Here is a 23,056-nt window from a genome sequence, read left to right as displayed (position 1 = left end):
TCAGTCCCGCGAAAAAGCGGCCGCCAGGCTCTTTTTCACGTCAAGGTACGGCTCGCCGCTGACATCCACTGTGACGTCCGCGATGGTCCCGCCGGTGAAGCCGAACGGCGACCGGTACGCCGAGGACACCGCCTGGCCGGTGTTGCGCCCGACGCTCACCCCGCCGCCGGCCAACGCAAACGCACCCGGCTGGGTGATCATGTCCGACAGCGTGGCGACCACCGCGTCGTCGATGTGCAGTGAGGCCTCCCCGACCGGCGTGTGGCTACCTTCGACGGTGCCACGGCGTTTGAACTGTACCCCGAATACCTGCTGTCCCAACGGGATCGGATCGGGTGCGGACAACCACTGTTCCCGCTCACCGAGGAAGTTGTACACGTAGTGCAGCCTTCCGCCCTGAATGAACAGCGCATGGCCACCGTGCCGGGCGCCCTGTTTGAACAGCACACCCTCGGCTCCGGCCGAGTCCACGGTGACGCGCGCCAGCACCGTGAACGACCGCCCACGCAGCTCGACGCACGCCCCCAGTGGCACCTCGGCGGTGTTCGGGTAGTAGATGTAGCCGGTACGGTCGCCGGACAGATACGGCCGCTGGCGAGTGGTCATCTCCAAGATGTTGAGGTCGGCCAGCGGCAACCCGTTGTACTTCTCCGCCTCGGCGAACCACAGCGCCTGGAGCTCTTCGAGCTTTTCGGGATGCTCGCCGGCCAGATCGCGGCATTGACTGCGGTCTTCTTCGATGTGGTAGAGCTCCCAGCGGTCGGCGTCGAAGTGGCTCCAGCCGGACGGGGTCGCCGCGTGCACGGTGTTGGCGAACCATCCGCGGTGCCAGATCCCGCGGGTTCCGAGCATCGTGTAGAACTGGGTGTGCTTACCGGTGTCCGCGGACGGATCCACAAGCGCCGCTTTAAAACTGACTCCTTCCAGCGGTCTTTGCGCAATGCCACGCACGGTCTCCGGAAAGGTGATGCCGAGCAGGTCGTAGACAGTCGGTGTCACGTCGCAGACGTTGATGTAAGTGTCGCGCACCTCGCCACGGGCGGCGATCCCCTTGGGCCAGCTGAGGATCGCCGGGTCGGCGATGCCGCCCTCGTGGGAGGCGTAACGCTTGTAGAGCTTGTAGGGGGTGTTGAACGCCATCGCCCATCCAACCGGGTAATGGTTGTAGGTCTCCGGACCACCAAGCTGGTCGAAGAGTTTCATCGCTTCCTCGACGGTGTCGATGTAGCCGTTGAAGAACTTGTTCTCATTGGGCGACCCGTTGGGTCCGCCCTCGCCGCTGGCCCCGTTGTCGGAGATCACCACGATGATGGTGTTGTCGAGTTGGCCGGATTCCTCGAGGTAGTCCAGGATTCGGCCGATCTGAGCGTCGGTGTAGCTCTGGAATCCGGCGAACACCTCGGCCATCCGGGCGAACAACCGCTTCTCGGTGTCATCGAGGCTGTCCCAGGGGCGCACCGTGTCCAGCGCGGGCCAGGGCTGGCCCTCGACGCCGGTGACATCGGTATAGGGGTTGACCTCAGACATCTCGGTGTCCGGCGGTACCAGGCCGAGCTTCTTCTGGTTGGCCAGGACGATCTCCCGGTACTGTTCGTAGCCCACGTCGAAACGACCGGCATAACGATCGGCCCACTCGGTGAAGACATGGTGCGGGGCGTGCCCGGCGCCCGGGCAGATGTAGCCGAACCAGGGCTTACCGGGCGCGATCGTCTGCGCGTCGCGGATGAATTCGATTGTCTTGTCGGCAATGTCCTTGGACAGGTGGTATCCGTCCTCCGGGGTGGCCGGGGGTGCTACCGGGTGGTTGTCGTAGACCAGATCGGGATACCACTGGTTGGTCTCCCCGCCCATGAAGCCGTAGAACCTGTCGAATCCCCGCTGCGTCGGCCAGTGCCGCCTGGTGGCGGCCATGTTGGACTCTTCCAATGGGGTCAGGTGCCACTTGCCGACACAGAAGGTATTCCAGCCACGCTCGGCGAGAACCTCACTGAGCAGCGCGGTTTCGAACGGGATGCGTCCGCTGCAATTGGGGAAACCGTCGGTGAACTCTTCGATGGTGGCCATGCCCACGCTGGTGGCGTTGCGACCGGTCAACAGGGCGGCCCGCGTCGGGGAACACAATGCCGTGGTGTGGAATTGGGACAGCCGGATGCCGCGTTGGGCGATCCTGTTCATCGCCGGCATCTCGACCAGGCCGCCGAAGCAGTCCCAGGTGGCGATACCGGTGTCGTCCCAGACCAGATAGAGCACGTTGGGGGCGCCGTCGGGAGCCGTCGGCGCAGCGAACGGACCCCAGTCCGGCTCGGACTCCCGGATGTCGAGATTGATCTTGCCTGTGAAACTGGTCGAACTCGCCATCGCCTACTCCGCTGTCAGCCCCCCGGATCGGGTGCGAGACTACCGGCTCCGGCGACATCCCCGGCGTTTTTCAGACCGCGGATCGTCGCCAGTGTCCGGACGCGCGGTGCTCTGCGGCACCGGCCGACAGCAGCTCACCGAGAAATGCCGCGGCTGCGGGTGAGGGTGCGCGTTCACTGGGGGTGATAAGCGCCAGCTCACGGGGGATCGCCGGATCGGTCGTCACCCCGACGATGTGCTCTGATCTGGCCACCAGCGCGGGCGGCAGGAAGGCGATGCCCATGCCGGCGGCGACCAGATCGACCAGATCTCCCGGCGTGTTGGTCTCGGCACAGATGGTCCGCTGGAATCCGAGGTCGGCACAGATGCCGTCAATGTGAAGGCGGGTTCGCAGATCCGCCCGGCGCTCGACGAATTCCCGGTCCTGCAGATCGGTCAGGGCGACGGCCTCATTGCGGGCGAGCGGGTCATCGCGGCGCACCGCCAGCACGAGGAACTCGGTACCGAGTGACAGTTCCGTCACCCGGTTCGGGTCATAGGGGCGGCTGACGAAGGCCAGGTCCAGCCCGCCGTCGGCGGTCGCGTTCACCAAGGCGTCGATGGCGTCCTGCCGCAAGGTGATCTCGATGCGTGGGAAGCTTCGGTGATATCGGGCCAGCAGTGCGGGCAGGTCGATGGTTCCCAGCCCCTGGATCACCCCCACCGTCAACGTTCCGGACAACAGGCCCCGGACGGCATCCACGGCGGCCCGTGCGCGTTCCGCGGCGGCCAGGGCATTCTGCGCGTCCGGCAGCAGTGCGTGGCCGGCGGCGGTGAGGTCGACGCGACGATTGTTGCGGACCAGCAGCGCGGTGCCGAGTTCCTGTTCCAGACCGCTGATCGAGGCGGACAAGGTGGACTGCACCACGTGGACTTTCGCCGCCGCCCGGGTGAAGTGCAGCTCTTCGGCCACGGCGACGAAATGTTTCAGCTGGCGAAGTTCCATAGCGATCAGTGTGCAGCCCGACTGTGATCGGTCAAACCGAAAATTCCGATCCGGCAATAGGATTACTTTGATTCGGCTGAGACTAAACCGAGCGAAAAGCTGACCTTATCCATAAGGTAACTGCCCCAAGGACTTACATCGTCGCCATTACGTGGGTCGATCGATGACGGCGATTCTCTACATTGAAATTAACTGTTGAAATATCCGTTGGCAGGGGTGGTGGCCGCAGCATCGACCCGTTAGCGTCTGACGAGGATGCCGAGGGGGGTTGAATCAGTTTCCTGGGTGTCCGGACATACGTTGCCGCCCAACGCTATTGATGCGTGCATCGGCATCGCGACGCGCGATGCCCGGGCGGAGGGCGGATTGGCGATGTTCATCTATGCCCGGGCGAGTTCAAAGGTGAGCTCATCCCCGGGGACATCGAAGAACGGAAGGAACGCACCGAAATGAATCGACGGATCATATTTTCGGTCGGTGGTGTCACCGCAGGTCTACTCTCGACCACATTCGTGTCCACCGGACTTGCTTTCGCCGACAATGGTGTCGGCACGGCTGGGGAGGTCGGCGGCACCGCCCTGACAAACGGTCTGGGAAGCGGCCCGGACACAAATGCCCTGCTCGGCGAGAGCGGCGCACTCGGCCCGGTCGTGAGCGCCCCCAGCCCGATGCCACTCGGCGACATCGGCACCATCACACCTGACACCAGCACGACACCGGACACCAGCACCACGAATTCGTCGCCGCTCGGCGATACGGGCGGTATCACGCCGACCGACAGCACGCCCGGTGACACGACGCCGGCCGGCAGTGAGGGCTTCACCATCGGCCAGGACACCTTCACCCCGGTGCAGGCCGACGGATCGGAGGGCTTCACCCCGCTCAGTCCGCTGTTCAGCGCACCGCCGTTGTTCCAGGTCGGCGAGGGCGATCAGTCATTCGACGTCACCAGCGGCACCGGATCCGGCGCCACCGACCTCGGCAATGTCACCGCCAGCGAAGACGTCACGAATCTCTTTGGCGGCATCCACAACACGGAGTTCACCATCACCGACGTCGATCCGGCCTCCGGAGCGACGGACTCCGATCTGCCTGCGGTGGGAACGGTGTACGACGTGATGAACTTCGGGAACGGGTTCGAGAACATCTACACCGCCATCCCGGGGGCGGATGGTGCGGCAAGCACCATCACCGACACCCTGTCGACACCGTTCGGCGACTTCAACATTCCGACCGATTTCGACGCGGCCGCGCTGCTCGATCCCGGTGACGCGTTCAGCGGCCTGTCCACGCTGGGCGCAGATGCTGCGGGCGGCGCAGCCGACGCCGCCGCCGGAACCGCAGCCGACGCCGCCGGGACCGCCGCTGACGCCGCCTCCGGCAGCGCCGCGGACATCGCCGGCAGTATCGACCCTTCGGACTTCCTCGGCATTTGAGGCTCTTCAAACACCTGGCCGTCGTCGACGGCAGGTCCGACATCCCAGGTCTCCAGCCCAGGGGGCCTGGGATGTTTGGGCTACAAACGAACCGGGAAACCCGGTCACCGCACGAATCATGGGAATTCTTCGGGGGGCCATGAAGCAGGCAAAACCATGAAGGCACAGCATAGCTTTGGGCTGAATCTGTCCTGGCTGCGTGTGACAACGGTATTCCTCATCGATATCGCGATCTTGCGGATCGCCGGCCATTGGCCCGATCAGCTCGGGACGGCGGCCCGCGCCTGGTGGCCGGGTGTCGGGGTCGCGGCGGTGGTGACGATGGCCGCCTTGATCACCCACCGGAGGGTCCCGCTGACGGCGATATTGCTGGCCCGGCTACTGGATCGTTTCGCCAATCCGGCGTCGTTTCTCAACGAGGGCTGTACGCCCGGGTTCGACCACCGCCGGCGCTACAGCCGCGATGTCGTCGGCCTGCGCGAATACCAGGGCCAGTTGGTCACGGTGATCGCAGTGGAGCCATCGCTGCCGGAGTCGTCCGGTCGCCATAGACGCGGCCACCGGCCGCCGACCGCAATACCGGTCGGAGTTGTTGCCGCCGCCCTGCGGCAGTTCGATGTGCGGCTCGACGGTATCGACATCGTCTCCGTGCTCACGCGTGACGTTGCGGCCGACGGCGATGGCTCCCCCGGCGATGATGAGCGGGCACCGGCTGTGCCCGCTGACTCCGGCCCGCGAGACACCTGGCTGATCCTGCGGATGGACCCGATGCGCAACGCCGAGGCGGTGGCCGTGCGCGACTCCGTGGCAGCAACGCTGGCGGTAGCCACCGAGCGGCTCGCGCATGCCCTGCAGGAGCGACATGTCGTCGCTCGCGTACTGGCGGCCGAAGAGTTCGCCGACGTCGATGCCGCGATACTGGCCGGCCTGTCGCCCAGTCGGATCCGACGGCGGCGGCGCCGGTTGAAGCAGAAACAACCCAAGGGCCCCAAACAGTTCGCGGCCACGTTCTGGATGTCGCCCCGGGACATCTCCACGGAGAATCTGGAACGGCTATGGCTGCCCGCGGCCGACACCACAGCGGTCACCGTCCGGCTGAGCGCACCGAACAACCACACCGAGGTTTCGGTGTTGGTGCGCTACCACAGCGCCGACCGACTGCGCAGAAAGATGTCGGCCGGACTGAACCGCCTCAACGGTCGGCAGTTGACCGCGTTGCGTACCAGCCTGCCCACAGCCATGCGCCGGGCGCTGGCGGTACCCGGGCGGCAGATGGACGAGCAAGAGTCGCTGCAGGTGCCACTCGGCCCTACCGCGCCGCAACCGCTGGCACGGGTCAGGGTACCGGCGTAACCGGAAAGGCCTTGACTACTTGGCCTTTTCGAGGATCTCCACCAGGCGCCAGCGCTTCGTCGCCGACAGCGGACGGGTCTCCATCAGTGACACGCGGTCGCCGATGCCGGCCGTGTTGTTCTCGTCGTGCGCCTTGACCTTCTTGGTGGTCCGGATGATCTTGCCGTAGAGCGGGTGTTTCACCCGGTCCTCCAGCTCGACGACGATGGTCTTCTCCATCTTGTCGCTGACCACGTAGCCGATCTGGGTCTTGCGGCGGCCCCGCGGCTTCTCCGTGCGCGGAGTGTGCTTGGGGCCCTTCTCGGGGGCCTCGGCCTTTGCAGCCTTTGCCATTACGATGCCTCGCCTTCAGAACCATCGGGACCGGACGCCAGGCCCAGTTCCCGTTCGCGCAACACGGTGTAGATGCGCGCGATCTGGTGGCGCACCGTGCGGAGCCTACGGTTGTTGCTGAGCTGCCCGGTCGCCATCTGGAAACGCAGGTTGAAAAGCTCTTCTTTGGACTCGCGCAGCCGCTCGACGAGCTCGTCGGCGTTAAGCTCGCGCAGTTCGCCAGCGGAAACTCCCACTGCCATCAGAACTGCTCCTCTCGGGTGACGATGCGCGCCTTGATCGGCAGCTTGTGGATCGCCCGGGTCAGTGCGGCGCGGGCGATGGCCTCGTTGGGGTAGCTGAGTTCGAACAGCACCCGACCCGGCTTGACGTTGGCGACCCACCACTCCGGCGATCCCTTACCCGAACCCATGCGGGTCTCGGCGGGCTTCTTGGTCAGCGGACGGTCCGGGAAGATGTTGATCCACACCTTGCCGCCACGCTTGATGTGCCGGTTGATGGCGATACGCGCCGACTCGATCTGCCGGTTGGTGACGTAGGCGTGCTCCAGTGCCTGGATGCCGTAGTCACCGAACGTCACCGCGGTGCCGCCGCTGGCGATACCGCGCTGTTTCGGATGGTGCTGTTTGCGGTGCTTGACCTTACGGGGAATCAACATGATTCAGCTCTCCGTGCTCGGCGTTGCTTGCGGCTCCGCGGTCACCGTGCTTCCCTGGCCCTCCGGGCCTGGCTCGGCAGCAGCGGTGTTCTCGGTGCTCTCGGCGGCCCGCCCGGCGTCGGTGCTGGTCGCGGTGGTACCCGAGGCACCGCTGCGGCGCGGGCGAGTGCCCGTCGGCCGCTCCCGGCGGGGACGGTCGGCAGACGGTGCGGCGGCAGCGAGCTCGCGCTTGCCACCGACGATGTCGCCCTTGTAGATCCAGACCTTCACGCCGATCCGGCCGAAGGTGGTCTTGGCCTCGTAGAGCCCGTAGTCGATGTCGGCGCGCAGCGTGTGCAGCGGCACCCGACCCTCACGGTAGAACTCCGAGCGGCTCATCTCGGCGCCGCCGAGACGGCCCGAGCACTGCACCCGGATGCCCTTGACGTTGGGCTGGCGCATCGCCGATTGGATCGCCTTGCGCATCGCCCGGCGGAACGCCACGCGGTTGCTCAGCTGCTCGGCGACGCCCTGGGCCACCAGCTGCGCCTGCGACTCGGGGTTCTTGACCTCGAGGATGTTCAGCTGCACCTGCTTACCGGTCAGCTTCTCCAGGTCGGTACGGATCCGGTCGGCCTCGGTGCCGCGGCGGCCGATGACGATGCCCGGCCGGGCGGTGTGGATGTCCACGCGGACCCGGTCACGGGTGCGCTCGATCTCGACATCGGCGATGCCGGCGCGCTCCAGCCCGGTCGACAGCAGCCGGCGGATCGCCACGTCTTCCTTGACGTAGTCCGCGTACTGCTTGTCGGCGTACCACCGCGACTTCCAGTCGGTGGTGATCCCGAGCCGGAAGCCGTGCGGGTTGATCTTCTGGCCCATTACTCCGAGCCCTCCTTCGCGTCGGACGTCTCAGGCGCCTTCTTGGCTTCAGCCTTTGGTTCGGCCGCCTTCTTGGCGGGCGCCTTCTTCGCCGCCGCTTTCTCGGTTGCCTTGGCCTCCGTGGCCTTCTTGGCCTCCGTGGCCTTCTTGGCCGGAGCCTTCTTGGCGGTGGCCTTCGTGGCCGGCGCCTTCGTGGCGGCGGCCTTGCTGGCCTGCGCACGACGCGCCCGGGCGGCGCCGGCGGACTGCGCCGAACCGCCGCCGGTCACCGGCCGGCTCTCCACCACCACAGTGATGTGGCTGGTGCGCCGGCGGATCCGGTAGGCGCGCCCCTGAGCGCGCGGCTTGATCCGCTTGGCGGTCGGGCCCTCGTCGGCGTAGACGGTCGCCACCACCAGGGTGGACGGGTCCAAGCCGTCGTTGTTCTCGGCATTGGCCGCCGCGCTGGCGATGACCTTGGCCACCGGCAGGCTGGCCTGCTGCGGCGCCCAGCGCAAGATGTCCAGCGCTTCGGCCACGGACTTGCCGCGCACCAGGTCAATTACCCGGCGCGCCTTGCTGGCCGACACCCGCACGAAGCGGGCCTTGGCGACAGCAGACGGAAATTCAGTCGTTACGCTCACCGGCGCTTAGCCTTCCGGTCGTCCTTGATGTGTCCCTTGAAGGTGCGCGTCGGGGCGAATTCGCCGAGCTTGTGCCCGACCATCGACTCGGTGACGAATACCGGGACATGCTTGCGGCCGTCGTGAACGGCGAACGTGTGCCCGATGAAGTCCGGGATGATCGTCGACCGACGCGACCAGGTCTTGATGACCTGCTTGGTGTTCTTCTCGTTCTGAACGTCGACCTTCTTGAGCAGATGGTCGTCGACGAACGGACCCTTCTTGAGGCTGCGTGGCATCGCTTTCCCTCCGCTTCCTAGCGCTTCTTGCCGGTGCGCCGGCGTCGGACGATGAGCTTGTCGCTGGGCTTGTTCGGCCGGCGGGTGCGACCCTCCGGCTTACCCCACGGGCTGACCGGGTGCCGGCCACCGGAGGTCTTGCCCTCACCACCACCGTGCGGGTGGTCCACCGGGTTCATCACCACACCACGGACGGACGGGCGCTTGCCCTTCCACCGCATCCGGCCGGCCTTACCCCAGTTGATGTTGGCCTGTTCGGCGTTACCGACCTCGCCGACGGTGGCGCGGCAGCGCACGTCGACCCGGCGGATCTCACCGGAGGGCATCCGCAGCGAGGCGTAGCTGCCCTCCTTACCCAGCAGCTGGATGCTGGACCCGGCCGAGCGGGCCATCTTGGCGCCGCCGCCCGGCCGCAGCTCGACGGCGTGCACCAGGGTGCCCGCCGGGATGTTGCGCAGCGGCAGGTTGTTACCCGGCTTGATGTCGGCGTTGGCGCCCGACTCCACCACGTCGCCCTGCGAGAGGCCCTGCGGGGCGATGATGTAGCGCTTCTCGCCGTCCAGGTAGTGCAGCAGCGCGATCCGTGCGGTGCGGTTCGGGTCGTACTCGATGTGTGCGACCTTGGCGTTGACGCCGTCCTTGTCGTGGCGACGGAAGTCGATCACCCGGTAGGCGCGCTTGTGGCCACCACCCTTGTGCCGGGTGGTGATCCGGCCGTGGGCGTTACGCCCGCCGCGGCCGTGCAGCGGCCGAACCAGCGACTTCTCCGGGTGAGAGCGGGTGAGCTCGGCGAAATCGGAGACGCTGGCACCGCGACGACCGGGGGTCGTCGGCTTGTACTTGCGGATTCCCATGTCAGTTAGGTCTCTCTCTCACTCCGGTCAGGCCGGTGCGGCGAACAGGTCGATCGGCTTGCTGCCGGGCGCCAGGGTCACGATGGCGCGCTTGGTGTCCTTGCGCTTGCCGTAGCCGGCCCGGGAACGCTTGCGCTTACCCGGCCGGTTCGCGGTATTCACCGATGCGACCTTGACGGCGAAGATCTTCTCGATCGCGATCTTGATCTGCGTCTTGTTCGAATCGGGGTGCACCACGAACGTGTACACGTTGTCCTCGATCAGCCCGTAGGACTTCTCGGAGATGACCGGCGCGAGGATGATGTCGCGGGGGTCGGTGACGGTCGCCATCAGGCCGAAACCTCCTCGGTTTTGGCGGTCTGCGTCTCGATGTAGGCGTTCAGCGCCTCGACACTGAAAACCACGTCGTCGGCACGCAGCACATCGTGGGTGTTGAGCTGGTCCGGCGAGAGGATGTGCACACCCGGCAGGTTGCGCACGCTCTTGGCGCCCGTCTCATCGGTCCGGCCGATGACCAGCAGCACCTGCTTGCGGTCGGTGATCGAACCCAGGAAGGCCTTGGCGCTCTTGGTCGACGGGGTCTGCCCGCTCACCACCTCGGTGATCGCGTGGATCCGGCCGTTGCGCGCCCGGTCCGACAGCGCACCGCGCAGCGCTGCGGCGATCATCTTCTTCGGGGTGCGCTGGCTGTAGTCACGCGGCTTCGGGCCGTGCACCACGCCACCACCGGTGAACTGCGGCGCCCGGGTCGAGCCCTGACGAGCGCGGCCGGTTCCCTTCTGCCGGTAGGGCTTACGGCCACCGCCTCTGACCTCACCGCGGGTCTTGGTCGAGTGCGTACCCTGCCGGGCTGCGGCCAACTGAGCGATGACCACCTGGTGCATCAGCGCGATGTTGGCGGGAGCGTCGAACAGCTCGGCGGGCAGCTCGACCGAGCCGCTCTTCTTGCCGTCCGGTGTCTTGACGTCAATCTTCAGTGCCGTTTGCTCTTTGGCGGCCATTACTTCTCACCCTTTTTGATCGCGCTGCGGACCAGAACCAGCCCACCGTTGCGTCCCGGAATGGCGCCCTTGATCAACAGCACGCCGTTCTCGGCGTCCACCTTGTGCACCACCAGGTTCTGGGTGGTGACGCGGTCGTTGCCCATCCGGCCCGACATCCGGGTGCCCTTGAACACCCGGCCCGGGGTCGAGCAACCGCCGATCGAACCCGGCCGGCGGTGCACTGCCTGGGCACCGTGACCGGCGCCCTGACCGCGGAAGCCGTGCCGCTTCATGGTGCCGGCGAAGCCCTTCCCCTTGGAGGTGCCGGTCACGTCGACGTAGGCACCGTCGGCGAAGATCTCGGCGGTCAGCTCCTGGCCGACCTCATAGGCCGCCGCGGCCTCCTCGTCGGCCAGGCGCAGCTCGGCCAGGTGCCGGCGCGGGTTGACCCCGGCCGCCGCGTACTGACCGGTCAGTGGCTTGTTGACCTTGCGCGGGCTGATCTCGCCGTAAGCGAGCTGCACGGCGCTGTAGCCGTCGCGCTCGGGGGTGCGGATGCGGGTCACCACGTTGGGCCCGGCCTTGACGACCGTGACCGGCACGACCTTGTTGTTCTCGTCGAACACCTGCGTCATGCCCAGTTTGGTACCCAAAAGACCTTTACGTGCCATGGTTTCTCGTGGCTCCTACTGGATGTTGACGTCGACGCTGGCCGGCAGATCGATGCGCATCAGGGCGTCAACGGTCTTCGGCGTGGGATCGAGAATGTCGATCAGCCTCTTGTGGGTGCGCATCTCGAAGTGCTCCCGCGAGTCCTTGTACTTGTGCGGGGACCGGATGACGCAATACACGTTCTTCTCGGTCGGCAGCGGCACCGGGCCCACCACGGACGCACCGGTGCGAGTGACGGTCTCGACGATTTTGCGCGCCGAGGCGTCAATAGCCTCATGGTCGTAGGCCTTGAGCCTGATGCGGATCTTTTGTCCCGCCACGCTTCTGCTACCTCACTCTGCAAGGGGGTCCGGTCTCCGGCCCCGCTGGTCTACTCCGTGCCCCCGCGCACTTTCGTCCGTTCGGCCCTCCGGGCCGGCATGGACATTGCGCTGGGCGCTGCCGCCGCTGTTTACCTGTCCTGGTCCACCGGTCCCCGCGGTCGGGCGTGTCGCCCGCACACGGCCTCGTTCACGGTGAAAAAACTCCGTGCTGCGAGAGTGGGACCGGACGCGCCCGGGTGGGCGCTGGTCGTATGCCCGGCCAGGGGCAAACCCGGCTCAGGCGAACCTGAACAGTATGCCCCAGATCGGGTCATCGGCCAAATCCCCGGTCGTATCGCTGCCGGCGCCCCGAACCGGTCGCCACGGAGCCGGTCGGCCGGTAATCTTACTTGTCAGTAAGATAGCTCGGCATGACCGGATCTACCAGTACATATCGGGCATGGCGACGTCTCGCGGGCATCCCCGGCGGCACCCGGCTGTTCTCGGCCGCGGCAATGGCGCGGGTCCCCTACTTCGCGTCGGTACTGCCGCACGTGGTCCGGATGGAGCCCGGGCTGGCCGAGGTGCTGGTGCCCAAGTGGCCGTTCGTCTACAACCATCTGCACACGGTGCACGCGATCGCCTCCTGCAACGCAGCCGAGGTCGCGATGGGGATGTTGATGGAGGCCACCGTGCCGTCCAGCCACCGCTGGATCCCCAAGGCGATGAACGTCGCCTACCTGACCAAGGCGACGACGTCGCTGCGGGCCACCGCCCGACTGGACCCGCCGGACTTCAGCTCGATCACCGAAGGCTCCGAGGTAGTCGTGCCGGTCAGCGTCACCGATCGCGACGGCGTCGAGGTGGTGCACGCCGACATCACCACCTGGGTGACGCCGGTGTGACCGTCGGCAGAGGTTCTTCCCCGCCGAACGTGCATCCACCGCGAGTTTTCACGCCGATTTTCGCACTGAGGACACGCTCGGCGAGGGGCACTACCTGATGCTCGCCCAGAAGTCGCACTGGTGCTCGGCGGCGTAGTCGGTGAACAACCGGCTGCCGTCCGGCCGCAGCGACATCCACCGGCGGTCGGCGCCGGTCACGATCTGGGGCCAGTCCGGCTGGCCGACACCGATCGGTGCGCCGGTGACCACGAAACCGGTCCAATACTCGATCATCTGGTCGGACAGCCGGCGCTGCGCAGGGTCCAAGGGTGGAGCGCCGCCGATGTCGAACAGGTAGCGCATCTCCAGCGAGTGCGTGGCGCCGATCGGAAACGGCACATTGTCGTAGAGCTCGGGCGCCGGGGCATGCGGGTCGGCGAACTCGTAGCCGTACACCGGCGCGCCGGCGGCCAGTCCGCGGGCCATCCGGTCGGTCTGGCAGGCGAAGATGTCGTCGGTCGCCGCGGCCGCGTACGCCAGCGAGGTGCTGCCGCCGAACCGGGCCGGCGGATAGTGGTCGGCCACCGCGGCGCCTTCATCGGAGCCGAAGGTGTCCTTCAGCTCGTCGAGGTACTCCGCGGCGGCGATCTCGCGGCCCACGCGCAGATAGCGCAGCGCGACGAACATGGTGAACTCGTCGCGGTTGACGCCCAGCAGCACCGGCACCCGAGCCGCGCGGCCGTCTCGGCCGTCGCGAAACACCCGCACCGGGTCCTCGGGCAGCAGCGGGGTGCCGACCGCCGGGCCGCTGAGCTGGTCGGTGCCGAACCGGGCGTACCACAGCGGTTTGGTCAGCCGGTCGGCCGGCAGCCCGCGCAGACAGGACGCGACCTCCGGGTCCTCCGGCGCGGCCGCCTTGCTCCGGTCGGCACATCCCAAGGATTGGGTGTAGTCCCGGCTGATCCGCTGGGCCTCGGGGGCCTCGACCTGCGCCTGACACGGTCCGCTCTGGATGATCGCGGCCCGGAACAGGCCGGCCGACTCCGGTGCGGCAAGGTGATCGCAGACCGACATGCCACCGGCCGATTCGCCGGCGATGGTCACCTTGGCCGGGTCGCCGCCGAACGCGCCGATGTTGTCGCGAACCCAGCGCAGCGCCGCCTGCTGATCGGCCAACCCGTAGTTGCCGACCTCGCCCAGTGCGGGATCGGCCAGGAACCCCAGGGCGCCCAACCGGTAGTTGATGGTGACGACGACGATGCGGCCCCGCACCGACAGCCGCTGCGCGTCGTAGATGTCCCCGGCGCCCCGCATGAAACTGCCGCCATGGATCCAGACCATGACCGGCAGCGGCTCGCCGGCCGAACCGGTCGGCGTCCACACGTTGAGCGACAGGCAGTCCTCGCTGGTCGGGTCCACCTCCGCCGTGTCCGGCTGAATGCACCACGGGCCGCGTTTCACCGCCTCGCGCACGCCCTGCCACGCCGGCATGGGCGCCGGTGGCTGCCAACGCAGCGGCCCGACCGGCGCCGCCGCGTACGGGATCCCCTGGAACAGGCGGTGATCCGGCCCGACCGTCCCGCGTAGCAGCCCGGCGGCGGTCCGCACCACGTCGGCGTTGAGCGCTACCGCTCGGGGCCCGATGCCCGGTTGCGACGAGGCGCCGTCGGAGCGGGCGCACCCGCCGGCCAATGCCGCGAGCAGCGCCAGCACGACGGCACCCGCCCGCAGGCCGCGGCGGCTATCAGATCCGGTCGACATGACCGATGAGCCTAATCCGGCGGTGAGCGAGGCTCGACGCAGGAGAGCCGAAGCTGGACCGCCGAATTAAACCCGCCGGATCCCCGTAAAGCGCCACCATGGCGGCGAATATCGCCGACACTGGACCAAAGCTGACACGTGTCAAGAAAATGGGCTAAGGAGCCGCCGTGAGTGCACCGATAATCGACAATGCCGCCCGGGTGTTCGCCGACCCGACCGCCTACGCCGACGAGCCGCGGCTGCACGCGGCCCTGACCCACCTGCGGGCGCACGCGCCGGTGTCGTTGGTGGACAAGCCGCCCTACCGGCCGTTCTGGGCGATCACCCGGCATGCCGACATCATGGACATCGAACGCGACAACGTGCTGTGGATCAACGAGCCGCGGCCGGTGCTGGCCACCGCCGAGGCCGATGATCTGGGGCGCTCCCTGCTGGAGTCCGGAATGGGACTGCGCACGCTCATCCACATGGACGACCCGCTTCACCACAAGATGCGCAGCATCGTCTCGGACTGGTTTCGGCCCAAGGCGATGCGGGCGATGAAGGCGCGCATCGACGAACTCGCCAAACGCTACGTCGACGAGATGCTGCGGATCGGCCCCGAGTGCGACTTCGTCCAGGATATCGCGCTGAATTACCCGCTGTACGTGATCATGTCGCTGTTGGGCCTGCCGGAATCGGATTTCCCGCGGATGCTGCGGTTGACCCAGGAACTGTTCGGCGGCGACGACGACGAATACCGGCGCGGCATCACCCCCGAGGAACAGCTGCCGGTGCTGCTGGACTTCTTCTCCTACTTCAACGCCCTGACCGCAGACCGACGGGCCCACCCCACCGAAGATCTCGGGTCGACCATCGCCAACGCCCGCATCGACGGAGAGCCGCTCTCCGACCTCGACACCGCCTCCTACTACGTCATCATCGCCACCGCCGGCCACGACACCACCAGCGCGGCGATCGGCGGTGGGTTGCGGGCACTCATCGAACACCCCGAACAGCGGGAGCGCTTGCGGGCCGACCCCGGCCTGATGCCCACCGCGGTCGAGGAGATCATCCGGTGGGTGACTCCGGTCAAGGAGTTCATGCGCACCGCCACCGCCGACACCGAGGTGCGTGGTGTGCCGATCGCCAAGGGCGAATCGGTCTACCTGTCCTACGTATCGGCCAACCACGATGAGGAAGTGTTCGACGACCCATTCACCTTCGACGTCGGCCGTGACCCGAACAAGCATCTCTCGTTCGGCTACGGCGTGCACTTCTGTGTGGCGTCCGCGCTGGCCCGGATGGAGATCGACAGCTTCTTCCGTGAACTCATTCCCCGGCTGGACGCCATCGAGATGACCGCTGAGCCGCAGCTGATTTCGACGACGTTCGTCGGCGGGGTCAAGCACCTGCCGGTGCGCTACCGGCTGCGCTCCTGAGCGCGCACGAACTCCGCCGCCCGATGCGCCAGCATCGCGATCGTCGCGTGCGGTCCCCGGCTGGGAATCCGGGGTAGCACCGCTCCGTCGATCACCCACAGGCCCTCGATGCCGCGCACTCGGCACTGTTCGTCGACCACCGCGACTTCGTCGGCGTCCGAGCCCATCGGTGCACTGCCACACAAGTGTTGGGACGTCGACCAACGCGGCGCCGCGGCGTCGGCTCGTAAGCCCAGCATCTCGGCAACCAGGGCGACTCCCCTGCGCAGCACCGCCAGATCGTCGGGTTCGGTGTCGTAACGGTGCTCGATCCGCGGCGAGACCCGCGGATCGCCCGAGACCAGCGTCAACCGGCCGCGGGCCAGCGGCGCCATCAGCGCCACTCCGATCTCAGGTGGTCCGGCCGGCCCGCCACCGTCGACCATCGTGGCGAAACCAGCGGAATAGGGCCGGATTTCCAGATCACCGTCGCACAGCACGGCCTCGAGGACAGGGCGGTCCGGTGTGCCCGGCCAGTCGGCCGCGACCAGCCACTCCGGGTGGTCAGCGCAGTGTCTCCCGACCGGGAGCTCCGCCAGCACCCCGATGCCCGCCTGCCGCAACATCGCCTCCGGGCCGACCCCGGACAGCATCAGCAGATGCGCCGACTCGATCGCCCCGGCACACAACACGATTCGGTCCGCTGTCAGCCGAACCGGCCCGGACGGTCCGATTGCGTGCACCGCACGGGCACGGTCGCGTCCGATCTCAACCCGGAGGGCTGACGTCTCGGTGAGCACAGTCAGATTCGGCCGCTGAAGCGCAGGCACCAGATACGCCGCGCCCGGCCCGGCGCGCACGCCGTCGACGATGTTGAGCGGGACCGCACCCACACCGGGCAGCGACGTCATCGTCGCGTCGTTCAGGTCGGAAATCCATCCAAATCCGCATCGCTGTACCGCATCGATGAAATATTTTGTGCCATCACACATTTCATGGGTACGTTGAACCGGTATGGGTCCACTGTCGCCGTGCTGGTCACCGCGGAAGTCAAGGTCGGTCTCGATAGATCTGAAGGACTCCAGTACGTCGGGCCACGACCAGCCCGCCGGCCAGGCGTTGAAGTCGGCCGGTAGCCCCCGGCAGAAATAACCGCCGTTGACGGCTCCGGAACCACCGATGGTCGCGCCGCGCACGATCGTCGTCAACTGGCCGACCCGACCGATCAGCGCCGCCTCGTAGCGCCGCACCAGTCGGCTTGCGGGGCCGATCGGCAGTCGCCTGCCGTTCGCCGTCTGCATCGCCAGAGCCGGATCGGCCAGCCCGAACCCAGCTTCCAACACCGTCACCATGCAGGCGGGATCGGTCGACAGCCGTTCTGCCACAATCGCTCCCGCGCTGCCCGCCCCTACTACCAGGACATCGCTGTGCACCACCGAACCCGTCAAAGCGACCTAGCTGCGGATCTGCGGTTTGAGTGCGGCAAGGTTGCGCTCCCGCACCACGCCGCCCCACAGACCGGCCCCGTAGGCCAGGTCGTCGACCCGCTTGAGCAGCAGGTAAGCCGGCAACCCGAGGGGACGCGCGTCGTCGCCGTCGCTGCGCGCGTGCCGCAGCCAGTCCACTACTCCGTCGCTGATCGCCGCCAACAACACCGCCCGGCGGCAGCGCTGCGACACGCACGCGGCCAGCAGTGCGATCGGCCAGTAGTGCCGGCACAGCGCCGAGGCGATCTGCAGGCCGGCGGACGCCAGACCACGCAGGGTCACCGCCAGCACGTCGGCGGGTGCGGTATCCGGCCCCCGCATGGACCTGGCCACCCGATGGCCGGTCAGCGCCGTGATCGCCAGCGATACCAGGTAGCCCAGCGCCGAGCCGAGCGCCATCAGCGCCCAGCCCACCAGCGCCCATCCGGAGATCACCATCGGTGCGGCCTTGTCCGGGTGGCGGGCCGACAACGGTGCAGCTGATCCGCCGTAAAAGACTTTGCGCGCAACCCAATCCCGCAGTGCAACCCGGTGATCGTGGGCAACCAGCGCGATCGGCTCATAACGTAACCGTTTGCCTGCGTCGACCAGCCGCCAGCACAGGTCGACGTCCTCACCAGAGCGCAGCGCCTCGTCGAAGCCGCCCAGTTCACGCAGCACCGAACTGCGGCAGATGATCGCCGCACTCGGGACGTAGGCGACCTTGCCGTAGGGGACCACGGGTGCTTCGCAAACACCGAGGTCCAGTGATGATCGGATGGCTTCGTACCGCGCGACCAGGTGGTCACTGTCGACCATCCCGACGATGCGAGGTGCGACCAGGGCAACGGTGGGATCGCAGAAGTGACCCAGCAGCGCCTCGAGCCAGCCACGGCGCGGCACCACGTCGGAGTCCAGGAAGGCGACGAACTCCGTCGTACAGGCGGCCAGCCCGGTGTTGCGCGCTGCCGCCGGCCCCCGGCTCTCCGGGTGGCGCAGCACCTCGACCTCGCAGCAGCGGACCTCGGTCAGATGCTCCGGGCCGACCGGCACCTGCGACCCGTCGTCCACCACGACGACACGCAGGCCGCGCAGCGACGCGATCAGCCGATTGAGTCCGACAACGTTGTCCCGCACCGGGATAACCACAGTTACATCCCTATGTGACGGTCCGCCCGCCGGGCGTGGGTGGGCAACTGTGGCATCCAGCAGGGTGCGGGCCAGTTGTGCGCTGACGGCGTCGCGCACTTCCAGGCGACCGTCGGACAGCATCCCCTGGGCCGCAGGCGCCAGCCGCAGCAACCGGGTGGGTGAACCCCCCAACAGCGTCGAGCCACTGCCCAGCACCCGAACCTTTCGGTCGACCTGTACGGCGAAACCGTCAGGCAGGCGGGGCGGGGTCATCGCAGCATTCCGTCCGGCCCGGGAGCCCAGGCTTCGATCGCCGCGACGCTGGTGTCGACCATCTCGGCGAAGAGGCGGCTCCCCTCGTCGGCGGTGGCGGTGGTCGGATCGCCGAGCACTCCGACCGCGCTCACCGCAGCGACACCGCCACTGCGCAGCGCGGGGAGCAGTTGAGCCAACGGGGCGCTGTTACCCGGATGCGCCTGGTCGAACCTCACCTCGTCGGGCGAAAGATACAGCAACAGTGAAGTTTCGGCGTGCCCGGCATGGGCGTCGGCATCCGCGGCGGCACAGGGCAACCAGGCGACGTCGCGCGCCTCGAAGCGAAGCAGGCCTACCGCCTCGGCCAGAGCCTGGACGTTGCCACCGTGGCCGTTGACGAAGACCACCCGCTGCGCCCAGCAGCAGGCCGACCGGCCGTACTCCACCAGCAGCCGGCTCAACGCCTCGGTGCCGATCGAGATGGTTCCGGCGAAGCTCTGATGCTCCCCGCTGGCGCCGTAGGCCACCGCCGGCGCCACCGGCCAACCGTGCCCGACGGAGCCCGCCGAGGACCCTGCCAACCGCTCCGACACCGCCCGGGCCAGCGCCTGCGCGATCCGGGTGTCGGTGTCCAGGGGCAGGTGCGGACCGTGCTGCTCTGTCGCCCCGACCGGTACCAGCACCGTCACCGGCTGCCCCGGCAGCTGGCTCGACGTCGAGCTACCGAGGTCGCCGCGAACCGCCATCGGACGATGGTAAGCGAATTCACCTGCCGTACACCAGTTGTTGGCGATCACGGCAAAGAAATTTCTTACCGCCCATACCGGGGGGCGAGCCCGGATTTGCCACGCCCGTCCCGTCCGCCACGGCAGCACCAGTGGCTGACCCTGAGTTCGCAGGTGGGCGGCCTGGCCGGGCTAGCGGCCCCCGTCGGACGGCACGCCGAGCGGCCGGGTGAAACCGGCCGGAATCAACACGTCGTCTGCCGACAGATCGTGCACCGAGGCCCGCCCGAGGCCCATCAGAGCCGAGTCGATACCGCCGCGCAGGATGTCGAGGACGTTTTCCACCCCCGGCTGCCCGGCCGCGGCCAGCCCCCACAGGTAGGCGCGGCCGATCATCACCGCCCGGGCGCCCAGCGCCAGCGCCTTGACGACGTCGCTGCCCCGCCGGATGCCGCCGTCGAGCAGCACCTCCACCTGGTCGCCCACCGCTTCGGCGACGGCCGGCAGTGCCCGGATCGCGGCCGGCGTGCCGTCCAGATTATTGCCGCCGTGGTTCGACACGGAGATCGCCGAAACTCCGGCATCCACAGCCTTTTTCGCGTCATCGACGCGCATCACGCCCTTGAGCATGAACGGCCCGCCCCAAAGCTCCCGCAGCCAGGCGATGTCCGCCCAGGTCGGCGGCGGGGTACCCATCCACTCACCGTAGGCCTGGAAGAACGGCGGCCCCGGTTCACCGCGCCGGCCCTGATTGGGCACCCGCAGGCTCGGCGGGCGCATGGTCTTGGCCCACTGCAGGAACCACCGCGGCCGGGTCAGGGCCTCCGGCATCATCTTGACCATGGTCTTGAGGTCCATCCGCTCCGGGATCTTCGGGCTGCCCCAGTCCCGGCCGTGCGAGAAGGACCAGTCGGTGGTGGCGATCAGGCCGACCGCACCGGCGGCCCGCGCGCGCTCGACCCGTTCGGCGATCGCGTCCCGGCCCCCCAGCCAGTAGATCTGGAAGAAGGTCTTGGGATTGGCCGCGATGACCTCTTCCATCGGTTTGCTGGCGAACGAAGACAGCCCCATCGCGGTGCCGCGCGCGGCGGCAGCCCGCGCGACGGCCACCTCGCCGTCGGGGTGGACGGCCTGCACGCCCGTCGGCGAGATCATCACCGGAAATGGAAGATCCTGGCCCATAACGGTTGTCGACAGATCACGTTTCTCCAGCGCACCGACGACGTGGGGGGCGAAGCCCAGCTCACTGAAGGCCTCGACGTTGTCGGAGACGGTGAGGCCCTTCTCGCTGGCCGAGATCAGGGACGAGTATGCGGATTTCGGGAGACGTTTGCGCGCCCTTTCCTGGGCGATGGCGACGGTCTCGAACCAGATGTCACGGGCCATGAGTCAGATCGGACTTTCATCGCAGAGCCGCTTGGGGGCCTTCGCCGGGCCCGCCGGGGCGAGCACCGTCAGAGACCGCGGCGCGCTGCTGCGCTTTCCACGCGAGTGGTCGCTGCTCGGGCGGGGCTTCTGTCGCTCGCCGGCCAGCGCCTGCTCACCGAAGCCGCGGACGCATTCCGGGTCGGGCCCGTCCATCGGCAGACCGGTGAAGAACTTGGCGGCCATGCAGCCGCCCCGGCAGGTGTCATACAGCGGACAGCTGGCACAGGCACCGCCCGCCTTGGGGCTGCGCAGCTCGTTGAAAAGCTCGGAATGCCTCCAGACCTGAGCGAATCCGCCATCGGCCAACACATTTCCGGCCAGGAACTCGTCGTGGATGGCGAACGGGCAGGCATAGACGTCGCCGACCGGGTCGATCAGGCAGACCACCCGACCGGCACCGCACATGTTCAGTCCGGCCAGCGCACCGGATTCACCCAGCGGCGCCAGGTGGAAGAACGAGTCTCCGGTCAGCACGCCCTCGCCCTTGGCGACCAGCCAGTCGTACAGCTGGCGCTGTTGGTCGGCGGTCGGGTGCAGGTCATCCCAGACGTCCACACCCCGGCCGGACGGACGCAGTCGGGTGATGCGCAGCGTGGCGCCGTATCGCGCCGCCAGCGCGGCGAAGTCGTCGAGCTGGTCGATGTTGTGACGGGTTGCCACGACCGAGATCTTGGTGTCGGCGAATCCGGCCGCCGACAGGTTCTCCAATGCGCGGATCGCCATGTCGAAGGAGCCCTTGCCGCGAATCGGGTCGTTGACCTCGGCGGTGGCGCCGTCCAAGGAGATCTGGACGTCGACATAGTCGCTGGCCGCCAGCTTGGCCGCCACCTCCGGCGTGATCCGCAGGCCGTTGGTGGAGAATTTCACCCCGACGTGGTGGGCGGTGGCATAGTCCACCAGTTCCCAGAAGTCTTCTCGCACAGTGGGTTCCCCACCACCGATGTTGACGTAGAACACTTGCATGCGTTCCAGCTCGTCGATGATGTCCTTGCACGCCCTCGTGGACAGCTCCCGCGGGTCACGCCGGCCCGACGCGGACAGGCAGTGCACACAGGCCAGGTTGCAGGCGTAGGTGAGCTCCCAGGTCAGGCAGATCGGCGCATCCAGGCCGTGCTCGAAATGCTCGACCAGGCTCGGGGCTGCGGCGGGTGCGGTCACGGTGTCTCCTCGGGGTACGCGGCGATCAGGATGTCGGACGCCGCCAGGACGCCCAGGGCACGCAGGTAGGCCGGTTCGGCGGCGGCGTCGATCCCCGCGGCGCGACAAGCCGACCGGGCGTCGGGGTGCTCGGCCAGCGAGTTGACCAGCGTGACCATGGTGAGGTTCTTCAGGAACGACAGCTTGCGCGTCCCGAAGTGATACAGCAGCGCGCCGAAAGTCTCGGGCCGCACCGACACCTGTGGATGCAGGCGCCAGCCCAGATCCGGGTTGAAGGTGTCGGTGACGCGCGCCGCCCCGGCGGCGGCGGACACGGTCAGTAGACCCCGCACATACCGTCGATGGATACTTCCTCGACCAGGTTCTCAACGACGAGATCGGTCTGGGTGCTGGCTTCGGTCTGCTGCTGGGCGTCCATGGTTCCGGTATTTCCTCGCGGTTCGGTCGACAGCGCACTGTCGGATCGGTCACAATCCCGGTCAGGATATGGCATCGAGTGTCAGAACGGAAGATGGGTCGGGAGAAAAGTGGGTGGCACCGGATCGCAGGCGCAGACCAGGGTCGGCCGTCGCCGCTCGACCACCCGGGAGCACATCACCGCCGTGGCGATCGACCTGTTCGCCACCCGGGGGTTCGGTGAGGTCAGTGTCGACGACGTCGCCCATGCCGCCGGAATCGCCCGTCGCACGCTGTTTCGGTACTACGCCTCGAAGAACGCCATCCCCTGGGGTGACTTCGATGCACATCTGCGGCAGCTGCGCGAGCTGCTGGACGGTATCGATCCCGACGCCCCGCTCGGCGACGCGCTACGCGCGGCTCTGTTGACGTTCAACACCTTCGACGACGGTGAGACCGCTCGGCATCGGCGGCGAATGCGGGTGATCCTGCAAACCGACGAACTGCAGGCCTACTCGATGACGATGTACGCGGGGTGGCGCAGCGTGATCGCCGAATTCGTGGCACGCCGCGACGGGGTGGCCCCGACCGACCTGCGGCCGCAGACGGTGGCGTGGATGATGCTGGGCGTCGCACTGAGCGCCTACGAACACTGGCTGCGCGACACGTCCCTGGCACTGCCACAGGCTCTCGGCGACGCATTCGACGCCATCCGCGGCGGCCTGGACTGACGCCGCCCCACCCCGCCGAGCGTGA

26 protein-coding genes are annotated in these 23,056 nt (G+C 67.5%); 5 read left to right on the top strand and 21 right to left on the bottom strand.

Translation table 11 applies throughout. The annotated features are described in order from the left end of the window. Nucleotides 1–2,358, bottom strand: a complete 2,358-nt coding sequence (locus G6N23_RS03650; protein ID WP_085261816.1) for an arylsulfatase — start codon at nt 2,356–2,358, stop codon at nt 1–3. Between the two features lie 70 nt (nt 2,359–2,428). Then, nucleotides 2,429–3,343 (bottom strand): LysR family transcriptional regulator, encoded by a 915-nt coding sequence (locus G6N23_RS03645; RefSeq protein WP_085261815.1) that lies wholly within the window; start codon nt 3,341–3,343, stop codon nt 2,429–2,431. 512 nt (nt 3,344–3,855) lie between these two features. Here G6N23_RS03645 and G6N23_RS03640 point away from each other — a divergent pair. Then, the gene (locus G6N23_RS03640; protein ID WP_157997543.1) at nt 3,856–4,779 is read left to right on the top strand and encodes a hypothetical protein; all 924 of its coding nucleotides are present in this window, start codon (nt 3,856–3,858) and stop codon (nt 4,777–4,779) included. Nucleotides 4,780–4,935: 156 nt separating this feature from the next. Then, nucleotides 4,936–6,132 carry a type VII secretion protein EccE gene (eccE, locus tag G6N23_RS03635; protein WP_085261812.1) on the top strand — a complete coding sequence of 399 codons (1,197 nt, stop codon included), beginning with the start codon at nt 4,936–4,938 and terminating at the stop codon, nt 6,130–6,132. A gap of 15 nt (nt 6,133–6,147) precedes the next feature. On the opposite strand, the gene rpsQ is transcribed toward eccE, so the two are convergent. Genes rpsQ through rpsJ form a run of 11 tightly spaced genes read right to left on the bottom strand, consistent with a single transcriptional unit; the run spans nt 6,148 to nt 11,714 of the window. Next, nucleotides 6,148–6,465 carry a 30S ribosomal protein S17 gene (gene rpsQ, locus G6N23_RS03630; RefSeq protein WP_085261811.1) on the bottom strand — a complete coding sequence of 106 codons (318 nt, stop codon included), beginning with the start codon at nt 6,463–6,465 and terminating at the stop codon, nt 6,148–6,150. Then, nucleotides 6,465–6,707 (bottom strand): 50S ribosomal protein L29, encoded by a 243-nt coding sequence (rpmC, locus tag G6N23_RS03625; RefSeq protein WP_065023309.1) that lies wholly within the window; start codon nt 6,705–6,707, stop codon nt 6,465–6,467. Before rpmC ends, rpsQ begins: the two co-directional genes overlap by 1 nt. Continuing rightward, the gene (rplP, locus tag G6N23_RS03620; RefSeq protein ID WP_019737223.1) at nt 6,707–7,123 is read right to left on the bottom strand and encodes a 50S ribosomal protein L16; all 417 of its coding nucleotides are present in this window, start codon (nt 7,121–7,123) and stop codon (nt 6,707–6,709) included. Before rplP ends, rpmC begins: the two co-directional genes overlap by 1 nt. 3 nt (nt 7,124–7,126) lie before the next feature. Continuing rightward, nucleotides 7,127–7,984 (bottom strand): 30S ribosomal protein S3, encoded by an 858-nt coding sequence (rpsC, locus tag G6N23_RS03615; protein WP_085261810.1) that lies wholly within the window; start codon nt 7,982–7,984, stop codon nt 7,127–7,129. Beyond that, entirely contained in the window at nt 7,984–8,607 is a 624-nt protein-coding gene (rplV, locus tag G6N23_RS03610) for a 50S ribosomal protein L22 (RefSeq protein WP_085261809.1), read from the bottom strand. Before rplV ends, rpsC begins: the two co-directional genes overlap by 1 nt. Beyond that, a complete protein-coding gene (gene rpsS / locus G6N23_RS03605; RefSeq protein WP_006245110.1) occupies nt 8,604–8,885 on the bottom strand; it encodes a 30S ribosomal protein S19 in 282 nt (93 codons plus the stop codon). Before rpsS ends, rplV begins: the two co-directional genes overlap by 4 nt. Before the next feature lie 17 nt (nt 8,886–8,902). Continuing rightward, on the bottom strand, nt 8,903–9,739 hold the full coding sequence (gene rplB, locus G6N23_RS03600) for a 50S ribosomal protein L2 (RefSeq protein ID WP_085261808.1): 837 nt from the start codon (nt 9,737–9,739) through the stop codon (nt 8,903–8,905). A 27-nt stretch (nt 9,740–9,766) separates the two neighbouring features. After that, complete coding sequence (gene rplW, locus G6N23_RS03595; RefSeq protein ID WP_064920825.1) at nt 9,767–10,069, bottom strand: 50S ribosomal protein L23; 303 nt, start codon at nt 10,067–10,069, stop codon at nt 9,767–9,769. Further along, nucleotides 10,069–10,740: a 50S ribosomal protein L4 gene (gene rplD / locus G6N23_RS03590; protein WP_085261807.1), complete on the bottom strand. Its 672-nt coding sequence runs from the start codon at nt 10,738–10,740 to the stop codon at nt 10,069–10,071. Before rplD ends, rplW begins: the two co-directional genes overlap by 1 nt. Then, a complete protein-coding gene (rplC, locus tag G6N23_RS03585; protein WP_085261806.1) occupies nt 10,740–11,393 on the bottom strand; it encodes a 50S ribosomal protein L3 in 654 nt (217 codons plus the stop codon). The genes rplD and rplC overlap by 1 nt, the downstream gene beginning before the upstream one ends. 15 nt (nt 11,394–11,408) lie before the next feature. Beyond that, nucleotides 11,409–11,714 (bottom strand): 30S ribosomal protein S10, encoded by a 306-nt coding sequence (gene rpsJ / locus G6N23_RS03580; RefSeq protein WP_003883485.1) that lies wholly within the window; start codon nt 11,712–11,714, stop codon nt 11,409–11,411. Between the two features lie 413 nt (nt 11,715–12,127). On the opposite strand from rpsJ, the gene G6N23_RS03575 reads away from it, so the two are divergent. Beyond that, nucleotides 12,128–12,601 carry a hotdog fold domain-containing protein gene (locus tag G6N23_RS03575; RefSeq protein WP_085261805.1) on the top strand — a complete coding sequence of 158 codons (474 nt, stop codon included), beginning with the start codon at nt 12,128–12,130 and terminating at the stop codon, nt 12,599–12,601. A 90-nt stretch (nt 12,602–12,691) separates the two neighbouring features. Here G6N23_RS03575 and G6N23_RS03570 read toward each other — a convergent pair whose 3' ends face one another. After that, on the bottom strand, nt 12,692–14,341 hold the full coding sequence (locus G6N23_RS03570; protein ID WP_085261804.1) for a carboxylesterase/lipase family protein: 1,650 nt from the start codon (nt 14,339–14,341) through the stop codon (nt 12,692–12,694). A 167-nt stretch (nt 14,342–14,508) separates the two neighbouring features. Here G6N23_RS03570 and G6N23_RS03565 point away from each other — a divergent pair, with 167 nt between their 5' ends. Beyond that, the gene (locus tag G6N23_RS03565; RefSeq protein WP_085261803.1) at nt 14,509–15,762 is read left to right on the top strand and encodes a cytochrome P450; all 1,254 of its coding nucleotides are present in this window, start codon (nt 14,509–14,511) and stop codon (nt 15,760–15,762) included. On the opposite strand, the gene mftG is transcribed toward G6N23_RS03565, so the two are convergent. The 7 genes from mftG to mftA all read right to left on the bottom strand — a co-directional run bounded on the left by mftG (nt 15,744) and on the right by mftA (nt 22,322). Next, nucleotides 15,744–17,189 (bottom strand): mycofactocin dehydrogenase MftG, encoded by a 1,446-nt coding sequence (gene mftG / locus G6N23_RS03560; RefSeq protein WP_085261802.1) that lies wholly within the window; start codon nt 17,187–17,189, stop codon nt 15,744–15,746. The genes G6N23_RS03565 and mftG overlap by 19 nt on opposite strands. 6 nt (nt 17,190–17,195) lie before the next feature. Further along, nucleotides 17,196–18,611 carry a mycofactocin biosynthesis glycosyltransferase MftF gene (mftF, locus tag G6N23_RS03555; protein WP_085261801.1) on the bottom strand — a complete coding sequence of 472 codons (1,416 nt, stop codon included), beginning with the start codon at nt 18,609–18,611 and terminating at the stop codon, nt 17,196–17,198. Next, nucleotides 18,608–19,339, bottom strand: a complete 732-nt coding sequence (gene mftE / locus G6N23_RS03550) for a mycofactocin biosynthesis peptidyl-dipeptidase MftE (RefSeq protein ID WP_085261800.1) — start codon at nt 19,337–19,339, stop codon at nt 18,608–18,610. Before mftE ends, mftF begins: the two co-directional genes overlap by 4 nt. 171 nt (nt 19,340–19,510) lie before the next feature. Then, nucleotides 19,511–20,704 (bottom strand): pre-mycofactocin synthase MftD, encoded by a 1,194-nt coding sequence (gene mftD, locus G6N23_RS03545; protein ID WP_085261799.1) that lies wholly within the window; start codon nt 20,702–20,704, stop codon nt 19,511–19,513. Nucleotides 20,705–20,707: 3 nt separating this feature from the next. Further along, nucleotides 20,708–21,904, bottom strand: a complete 1,197-nt coding sequence (gene mftC / locus G6N23_RS03540; protein ID WP_085261798.1) for a mycofactocin radical SAM maturase — start codon at nt 21,902–21,904, stop codon at nt 20,708–20,710. After that, complete coding sequence (gene mftB, locus G6N23_RS03535) at nt 21,901–22,218, bottom strand: mycofactocin biosynthesis chaperone MftB (protein ID WP_085261797.1); 318 nt, start codon at nt 22,216–22,218, stop codon at nt 21,901–21,903. Before mftB ends, mftC begins: the two co-directional genes overlap by 4 nt. Before the next feature lie 2 nt (nt 22,219–22,220). Beyond that, entirely contained in the window at nt 22,221–22,322 is a 102-nt protein-coding gene (mftA, locus tag G6N23_RS03530; RefSeq protein WP_085261796.1) for a mycofactocin precursor MftA, read from the bottom strand. A gap of 109 nt (nt 22,323–22,431) precedes the next feature. Between mftA and mftR the strand changes: the two genes are divergently transcribed. After that, on the top strand, nt 22,432–23,031 hold the full coding sequence (mftR, locus tag G6N23_RS03525; protein ID WP_085261795.1) for a mycofactocin system transcriptional regulator MftR: 600 nt from the start codon (nt 22,432–22,434) through the stop codon (nt 23,029–23,031). The last annotated feature ends 25 nt before the right edge of the window (nt 23,032–23,056 follow it).

Source organism: Mycolicibacter terrae, assembly GCF_010727125.1.
Classification (GTDB): Bacteria; Actinomycetota; Actinomycetes; order Mycobacteriales; family Mycobacteriaceae; genus Mycobacterium; species Mycobacterium terrae.
This window is presented reverse-complemented; position numbering and strand designations above follow the sequence as displayed.

What these genes read in the sequence shown, in the direction of transcription:
- G6N23_RS03575 (WP_085261805.1), top strand. Translation starts at nt 12,128, where the DNA reads ATGACCGGATCTACCAGTACATATCGGGCATGGCGACGTCTCGCGGGC.
- rpsQ (WP_085261811.1), bottom strand. Translation starts at nt 6,465, where the DNA reads ATGGCAAAGGCTGCAAAGGCCGAGGCCCCCGAGAAGGGCCCCAAGCAC.
- rplP (WP_019737223.1), bottom strand. Translation starts at nt 7,123, where the DNA reads ATGTTGATTCCCCGTAAGGTCAAGCACCGCAAACAGCACCATCCGAAA.
- G6N23_RS03650 (WP_085261816.1), bottom strand. Translation starts at nt 2,358, where the DNA reads ATGGCGAGTTCGACCAGTTTCACAGGCAAGATCAATCTCGACATCCGG.
- rplW (WP_064920825.1), bottom strand. Translation starts at nt 10,069, where the DNA reads ATGGCGACCGTCACCGACCCCCGCGACATCATCCTCGCGCCGGTCATC.
- rplD (WP_085261807.1), bottom strand. Translation starts at nt 10,740, where the DNA reads ATGGCCGCCAAAGAGCAAACGGCACTGAAGATTGACGTCAAGACACCG.
- rplC (WP_085261806.1), bottom strand. Translation starts at nt 11,393, where the DNA reads ATGGCACGTAAAGGTCTTTTGGGTACCAAACTGGGCATGACGCAGGTG.
- G6N23_RS03570 (WP_085261804.1), bottom strand. Translation starts at nt 14,341, where the DNA reads ATGTCGACCGGATCTGATAGCCGCCGCGGCCTGCGGGCGGGTGCCGTC.
- G6N23_RS03645 (WP_085261815.1), bottom strand. Translation starts at nt 3,343, where the DNA reads ATGGAACTTCGCCAGCTGAAACATTTCGTCGCCGTGGCCGAAGAGCTG.
- rpmC (WP_065023309.1), bottom strand. Translation starts at nt 6,707, where the DNA reads ATGGCAGTGGGAGTTTCCGCTGGCGAACTGCGCGAGCTTAACGCCGAC.
- rpsC (WP_085261810.1), bottom strand. Translation starts at nt 7,984, where the DNA reads ATGGGCCAGAAGATCAACCCGCACGGCTTCCGGCTCGGGATCACCACC.
- mftF (WP_085261801.1), bottom strand. Translation starts at nt 18,611, where the DNA reads ATGACCCCGCCCCGCCTGCCTGACGGTTTCGCCGTACAGGTCGACCGA.
- mftA (WP_085261796.1), bottom strand. Translation starts at nt 22,322, where the DNA reads ATGGACGCCCAGCAGCAGACCGAAGCCAGCACCCAGACCGATCTCGTC.
- eccE (WP_085261812.1), top strand. Translation starts at nt 4,936, where the DNA reads ATGAAGGCACAGCATAGCTTTGGGCTGAATCTGTCCTGGCTGCGTGTG.
- rplB (WP_085261808.1), bottom strand. Translation starts at nt 9,739, where the DNA reads ATGGGAATCCGCAAGTACAAGCCGACGACCCCCGGTCGTCGCGGTGCC.
- mftD (WP_085261799.1), bottom strand. Translation starts at nt 20,704, where the DNA reads ATGGCCCGTGACATCTGGTTCGAGACCGTCGCCATCGCCCAGGAAAGG.
- mftE (WP_085261800.1), bottom strand. Translation starts at nt 19,339, where the DNA reads ATGGCGGTTCGCGGCGACCTCGGTAGCTCGACGTCGAGCCAGCTGCCG.
- rpsS (WP_006245110.1), bottom strand. Translation starts at nt 8,885, where the DNA reads ATGCCACGCAGCCTCAAGAAGGGTCCGTTCGTCGACGACCATCTGCTC.